This window comes from Euryarchaeota archaeon (assembly GCA_016207515.1).
Classification (GTDB): domain Archaea; phylum Thermoplasmatota; class SW-10-69-26; order JACQPN01; family JACQPN01; genus JACQPN01.
In genome coordinates this window covers 99149-105952 of the sequence record JACQPN010000001.1, presented here as the reverse complement: position 1 = coordinate 105952, position 6804 = coordinate 99149, and the positions used below count along the sequence as shown (strand labels likewise).

Here is a 6804-nt window from a genome sequence, read left to right as displayed (position 1 = left end):
GGTACTTCAGCCCGATGGATCGCCGGTACCGCGTATTCCTGGAATACTTCCCCCACCGCTCGACTGTGGCGAGTCTGCTCCGGTGGGGCGAAGCGTTCGGGGGATTTCACAACATGAAGATGGGGTTAACTTGACAGTCTCCCATGAACGTGACACAAACATTAAATAGAATATGCCTGTTGGCGGTCTTGGACCCGCGGGTGGTCGAGAAAGAATTTTCTCAGCCTCCCCAAACCCCCTACATCCATCCGCGGGCTTCCTTTTCACAAATTCTAGCGTTTCAGGGCGTAATACGGATTTCGTTGACCGTGTTTCCCTTGGACTTAGCAGGAGTTCCATTCCCCGGGAGGCCGCTCGCGAAGGTGGGCGGGCAAAGGCCCGCGAGTCCATGACATTTCGAACGATTCCCCTGACGCACCCCGGTTACCTCGGACGAGCAGGGTACGTTTTTTGAAACGGTCCCGCCTAGTCCATGCATCGGCCGGAACAAGCACGCTGCAACCTTTTCCCCGCGTTCATCCTTCGGCCTCGGTCCTTCGGGACGGGTTCATTCTGGTCCGTCGGAGTGTATGTGACGCGCAAGGAAGGCGCGCATGTTCCTCGTGTGCGATCCCTCCCAATAGTATTTCTTACAGCCGGCACAAAACAATGTGGCCTGTCCCGAGACGAACACATCTGCCGGCACGTCCCCCTCCTTCGGTCGCCCGTTCGCCAAGACCTCGTTACAGGCCGGGCATCGTGAAAGGAAAAGGGAAGGATCGGGGTTTTCAGGCGCCACATCAAGGAACTCGTCCAACTGCGAGTCGAGGTCGACGCTCGTGATGAATATCGCCCGCGCCGCGAGGCGGACCGCCAATTGTCGGTCTCGCGTCACGACGACACGGTCCTCCTTGGCTGCTCTCTCGATGATCTCGATGTCGGCCATGTCCCGGGCGTACTGCGTGTCGTAGCCGAGGACCCGGAGCCAGCGGGCAAGGCTTCCAAGCATCTCGTCGCACAATATCCTCAAGCCACAAGCACCGCCGTCAAGACCCATGAGAGACGGGAGACCGGGGTGATGTCACTTTCGCGCTCGGTACGAGAGAAGCGCGCCTTCTCCCAATCGCGTGGCGGAAACGAGTTCGAGCTTCCACATGGTTTCGAGGCTATTCGCCCCCACTCCTCCGGCAGGGGTTGGGGCGCCGCGCCCCCCGACGATCAAGGGAGCGACGTACGTGTGGAACTCGTCGACAAGGCCCGATGCAAGGAAGGAGGCGATTACTTCGCCGCCGCCCTCGACGAGGAGCACACGAGCACCCCTTTTTTCCAGTTCGGCCACGACCGCGATGGGCGCGATGGGGGTCGGAAGAGCGACGACCTCCGCGCCTTCGAGCCTCTCGCCGGCGCGGCCGGTGAAGATGATCGTGCGGCCGCCTTTGAGTAGACGCGCATCGCGCGGCGTGCGAAGCCGCGTGTCCAAGATGGCCCGTAGCGGCGTCTCTCGACCGGGGGGAAGGCCAGTTTCTACGAGGAGCGATGGATCGTCCGCCAGCACCGTGTTGATGCCGACGAGGATGCAATCACTATCCCGGCGAAGGCGCTCCACTCGCGCCTTGTCCTCGGGGCCGGACAATCGCAATCGGCCGCCTCCCTTGAGGGCGATCTTCCCGTCCGCCGACATCGCGCAGTTGACGACGACTCTCACGCGCCGGGAAGGGTCACGGGTCACGATAAGGGATACGCTCGCGACTTTAATACGGAGGGCCATTACCGGCCGTAATGCGTTTCCCGCTCGGCCCCCTCATCGCCATTCTCATCCTTGCAGCTCCCTCCCTGGCGCAGGTCGCGACCGAACGCATCTACGCGGCCGAGTCGCTCTGGGGGGTGAAGCATCAGATAAGCGTGGATCGCATGTGGCTGACCTTACGCGAGCCTTGGCTCAAAAGACCGAGCGGCGAAGGCGTCCGCATCGCCATCATAGACACGGGTGTAGACGCAAGCCACCCGGACCTCGAAGGGAGCGTCGTCCTTTTTCGGGATTTCGTGGGGGACAAGGACGGGCGTTTCTCGGAGAAAGCCTACGACGACAACGGGCACGGCACACACATCGCCGGGGCGATGGTCGGGCGCGGCCACCTTCAACTCAATCCGGTGAGCTACTATTGGATGACGGGCGAGCGCGGGATCGCCCCAGACGCGCGTCTCCTCGTCGCCAAGGCAATGGATCATGCGGGGGTCGGGACTGATGACGTGGTCGCGCGTGCGATCCGGTGGGCGGTGGCGCCGAACGGTGATTTCACGATCGGCGCGGACATCATCAACCTCTCGATCGGCGTGGAGGACCAGGAACGCCCCACCGGCCGCGGAGTCCTCGGAGCGACGGTCGGCACGCAGACAAGACGCGCCGTCGAGGACGCCATCGCCAAAGGCGTCATCGTCGTCGTCTCTAGCGGCAACGACGGCAAGGGCGAGGTGTCACAACCCGGCGACATCGACCTCGTCATCAGCGTCGGCGCGGTGGATCGCGACGGCGGCGTCACCGAGTTCTCGAGTTTCGGGTCGCGGCTTGACCTCGTGGCGCCTGGAGTACTCATCAGCGCAGTGCCTCGCGACCTTGACACGAACGATTTCCGTGACGACGGGTACGTCGGGATGGCCGGCACGTCGATGGCCGCGCCCATTGTGAGCGGGGTCGTCGCCCTCATGATGGAGGCGCAGCCGGCGTTACGGGAGCGAAACGTCGAGGGCGGCATGGAAACGAAGGTCGCGCACGTGCAAGACGTCCTACGCCGGAGCGCGGACCCGATCCCGGGGGCAAATGCGAAAGACGGGGCGGGGCTCGTCAACGCCTACCGGACGCTTTCGGCAATAGACGCCGGGACGGGAAAGGTGGACCTCGTTTCGACGGCGGTGGGCCTTCTCGTCGTCGCTCTCCCGATCTATGGGCTCGTCGGACTGTACCGGCGCGTCAAACGCCAAAGACCCGAGGGCGATTCCGCCGAGCTCGCCGGGTTCGAGCGATCGGGCGAGGGAAAGGACGGCTTTCCTCCGGAATAGGGGAAACGCGTCTTAGAAAGAAGACCGGTCACGGCCGCGGCGAATCGTGCCTTATCGCCACTTCGAGTAATGGTCGATGAGGCGGAAGATGTCGTCGCGCGTCTTGTTCCCGTACAGCTTCTCCTCGAATTTCTGCTGCGCGTACTCCTTCGCATCGTCGCTCGACCCGAGGCTGCCGCGCGCAAAGAGAGTCGCGAGGAACGACGCCTGTTGCTCGACCGGCAAGGTCGAGCCGACAAGAACTTGCCTCATGTCGTACGAGAAATGGTCGCGCCGGCGCACATCAAGCATCCTTTTTCTTGGAGACGGGGGATTCGGTTTCTTGAACTTATTGAACGTGCGCCGTTGTGCCAATGGCTCCCCTATGTGGCATCCCTCTTGATATATGTTTGGCACGTGGTCGAGGCAACAGCGCGACGTGCGACCGCGCCATGTGGTGAAACGGGAGAACCACGGATCGAAAAGTACGCGGCCGGCTATTCCAATGTCGCGTGGCGCGTGCGCATCGAGTCCTCGGTCTCACCGACTCGACGCATCAATTCTGCGACGATCCCGTCGAGGTAAAGCGAGGCCGAAGCCTCGAACAACGTGCCGAGCGGTGCGAACTCGCGGCTGCGACCGCCACGCTCATGCGGTATCTCGATCACGAGATCGCCCAAGTCGCCGATCGAGGACGACGCGTTCTCCGTGATCGCGACTATCTTCGCTCCAAGGTCCTTCGCGACGCGCGCTGTGACGAGGACGGAGAACGTCTCCCCCGAGCCCGAGAGAAGAATGACGACGTCGCCGCGCTGTACTGGCGGCGTGATCGTCTCCCCGACTACGTAGGAGGCTATCCCAAGGTGGGACAGGCGGACGGCAAGCGCCCGCCCGACGAGACCGCTTCGACCGCGCCCGAAAATGAAGACCTCCTTGGCGGCCTCGAGGATGCTCAGGAACTCCTCGCTACGGCCCGAGGGCACACCTTCGATCGCATCGAGTGCCTGCTCCGCGATGAAACGGCTCGCGGCCCGGTGTATGCGTTCGCCCATATTTCTCGCCGCGGCGGTGTTACGCCGCCGCCCGGGGGCTTTGGGCGAGCCGGACTTCCCGGCTTTTCCAGCGCCTTGCGCCCGTCGCGGCTTCTTGAGCGTCCTACCCCTCCACGATCGGGCGCGCACCGCGGCCTCCCGCGAAGCCGCGCTTTTCGAGCGCGCGTTCGAAATGGATCTTCACGAACATCGCGTCATGCTCGACGATCGGACTGTTGGAGATTATCGTGATGTCGTACGCGTTGTCGAGGACGACTTCGACAAGGTTGTCCACGTCCATGTCGCCCTTCTTGATGGGGACGTGGTAGAGTTCACTGCCGTTCACGTACTTGACGCCCGTGACGTACGAGTACCAGTGCTTCACGTTGAGCGACTCGAAGGCGTTGAAGACGCGTTGGAACTCATCCCTAGTCTTGAGTCCACCGTTCGACCTCGCGTGCACGTGCGAGAAATCGATGACCGGCGTCGTCCCCGGTACAGCCTCGCACACCTCCTTGACCTCTTGGATGTCACCGAAGGTCTGCTGCTTGCCCATTATCTCGAGGCCGAGCTTCACTTGGAACTTCCCTTCCTCGAAGTACTGCATTATGGTCTCGGTCGTCTTGATGGCCTTCTTGACCGATTCCCTCTTCCCGAGGGTCGTGTAGAAGCCGGGGTGGCAGACGACGACATCCGCCCCCATGAGGTCGGCCATCTTGCCGGAGAGAGTGATCTTGTCGATGGACTTCTGGATCGTCTTCTCGTCATCGGAGGCGAGGTTCGTGTAGTAAGGGCTATGCACGGAGAGCCGCACACCGAGGTCGCGGGCGAGTCTCCCCGCTTCCGTCGCATAGGCCTCGTCCATCCTGATGCCACGGACGAACTCCACTTCCATCGCGTTGAGGCCGAGCTCCTGCACATGCTGGATCCCCTCCATCACGGTGCGGCCTTTGCAGGAAAGCGGAACGCCGGCAGGACCAATGAAAATCATTCGAAAGACGTGTAATCGCTCGTGGTATTTAACCGCTCACCCGCGTCCATCTGGAGCGGCGGAACGGAAAGGACATCCCGTCAAGGCTTCGCTCGGAACCTACTTTCTCAGCCGACGCGCCGTGCTGGCGAGCATGCCCGCGACCTTTCCGACGAAACGCTCGTCCCGCGGCATGAAGGCGCCCACTTTGTCGCTGTCGATGTCGACCTCGCCGATGCAGGTGCTGTCGTCCATCATCGGGACGACGAGTTCGGAGCGGGTGTTAAGAAAGCATGAGACGTAGCTGGATCTTTGTTGAATTCCGCCGTCGCAGGCGCCTCCTGGGCCATTGCGACGTCGACCTTGGCCTCGACAATCTCGCCGGGAGACACTTCGGTCGCGCCTGATTTGGGGGCGAGTATTCTTTCGGCAATGGTGTGGGGGCGGCGGCTCATGACTGGTCAAGGAGGATGTAGTGCGGCGAGTCATATGAAGGTAGCCGCGTCATCAGGTTTGACATGGCCTCGCCACATGCGAAACCATGACCGAGTCCGAGCTACAAGCCGTCCTTCGTTCGCAATCTTCGATCGTGGCCTCTGGCCGGAAGTTGTCGGAAGCCAACACGCGGGCGAGAATTATCGATCCATTCCTTCGGGCGATTGGATGGAATTTTTCGCCCGACGAAATCGAAGTGGAATACCCTGTCCAGATGGCATCCGGCAACCACCCGGCTGATTATTGCCTCAAGGTCGATGGAAATCCTGCGGCATTCCTCGAAGCCAAGGCACTAGGAACAGAAATCGGCGAAAGGGAATTGAAGCAAACGATGTCTTACGGCCGAAACGAGAGGGTCCGGTGGTGCATGGTTTGCAACGGGTCCGACTTCATCGTTCTTGATACGGAGGCTGCGGCAAAGAACGCCACGGACGCGATCGTAATAAGATTCGCTCTCCACAAGGCGTCCGAGTTCGAGTCTTACCTGGAGGCCCTGTCGCCCGAAGGGCTCCGGAAAAACCGATTGGCCGACCTCGCTGACGAGATTGGGCAACGAAGGATTGCTTTGGCACTCTTCGAGGAGGTGCGTGAGGAACGAAGCCGGCGAATCGTTGCCACGTTGGCTGACGTCGGCGTCGAGGAATCACGAATACGCGCGGAAGTCGAGCGTTTGCTCGATCAGGTACGCCTTCAATTAGAGGGGGCCACACCTCGCCTAGTCATGAAGTCGGTTGAACCAACTCGGCTTGAATCCCCCCTAGGGACCTCGGCCGTGGGCCGAATTCGTCGGGAGCGCCTGGTTGGAGACGCTGAGGCCCTAGTCGCGGTAGTGCAGGCAACGCCTGATGGCATTCCATTTCTGGAAAAGTATCGTGCATGGTATCAGGTCCCGATGAAAAGAAACCCGGCGTTTTGCGCCTTCTACATCACGAAGCCCCGTCAGTGCATAAGATTTGTTGCGCCCGTGGAACGCGTAGTGCCCGCTCCCGAGTGGTTCCGTACGACACGGGTCAAGTTTCCGGAGCTCTCCGACGAAGTGAGCGAGCCGAAGGACTGGAAAACGGCCGTAGAGTTCTCGAATGACACTCTCTGGGAGCTTGAGGATCCGATACCGCTTCAGCAAGGAGAACCCCATGTGCAAGGGCTCATTTACACGACCCTCGGTCGCCTCCGAGTGGCAGAGAGCGTAGGCACTTTGCGAACGTAAGGAACATCGGCCGTTCTGGGCGCGGACCGCCGGGGGCCCCTTTCGGAACGCTGTCCGAGTGTGGGGCACGCCCCTAAGAACGTGGC

At 61.4% G+C, this 6804-nt stretch carries 8 protein-coding genes; 2 read left to right on the top strand and 6 right to left on the bottom strand.

Annotated elements, in window-relative coordinates; all coding sequences use genetic code 11:
* Positions 1–547: 547 nt before the first annotated feature.
* Together HY556_00500 and HY556_00495 are read right to left on the bottom strand one after the other, a co-directional pair.
* Positions 548–1009 carry a Mut7-C RNAse domain-containing protein gene (locus tag HY556_00500; protein ID MBI4392264.1) on the bottom strand — a complete coding sequence of 154 codons (462 nt, stop codon included), beginning with the start codon at positions 1007–1009 and terminating at the stop codon, positions 548–550.
* 51 nt (positions 1010–1060) lie between these two features.
* Positions 1061–1747: a dihydrofolate reductase family protein gene (locus HY556_00495; protein ID MBI4392263.1), complete on the bottom strand. Its 687-nt coding sequence runs from the start codon at positions 1745–1747 to the stop codon at positions 1061–1063.
* An 11-nt stretch (positions 1748–1758) separates the two neighbouring features.
* On the opposite strand from HY556_00495, the gene HY556_00490 reads away from it, so the two are divergent.
* Positions 1759–3036: a S8 family serine peptidase gene (locus HY556_00490; GenBank protein MBI4392262.1), complete on the top strand. Its 1278-nt coding sequence runs from the start codon at positions 1759–1761 to the stop codon at positions 3034–3036.
* Positions 3037–3087: 51 nt separating this feature from the next.
* Here the strand turns inward: HY556_00490 and HY556_00485 are convergent, their stop codons facing one another.
* From HY556_00485 to HY556_00470, 4 genes are all read right to left on the bottom strand, one after another.
* Positions 3088–3327, bottom strand: coding sequence for a hypothetical protein (locus tag HY556_00485; GenBank protein ID MBI4392261.1), 240 nt, complete (start codon positions 3325–3327; stop codon positions 3088–3090).
* 185 nt (positions 3328–3512) lie between these two features.
* Positions 3513–4067, bottom strand: coding sequence for an SIS domain-containing protein (locus HY556_00480; protein ID MBI4392260.1), 555 nt, complete (start codon positions 4065–4067; stop codon positions 3513–3515).
* A gap of 103 nt (positions 4068–4170) precedes the next feature.
* Positions 4171–5037: a TIM barrel protein gene (locus tag HY556_00475; protein ID MBI4392259.1), complete on the bottom strand. Its 867-nt coding sequence runs from the start codon at positions 5035–5037 to the stop codon at positions 4171–4173.
* 99 nt (positions 5038–5136) lie between these two features.
* Positions 5137–5274 carry a hypothetical protein gene (locus tag HY556_00470; GenBank protein ID MBI4392258.1) on the bottom strand — a complete coding sequence of 46 codons (138 nt, stop codon included), beginning with the start codon at positions 5272–5274 and terminating at the stop codon, positions 5137–5139.
* Between the two features lie 283 nt (positions 5275–5557).
* Between HY556_00470 and HY556_00465 the strand changes: the two genes are divergently transcribed.
* Positions 5558–6718 (top strand): type I restriction enzyme HsdR N-terminal domain-containing protein, encoded by a 1161-nt coding sequence (locus tag HY556_00465; GenBank protein ID MBI4392257.1) that lies wholly within the window; start codon positions 5558–5560, stop codon positions 6716–6718.
* Positions 6719–6804: the final 86 nt, after the last annotated feature.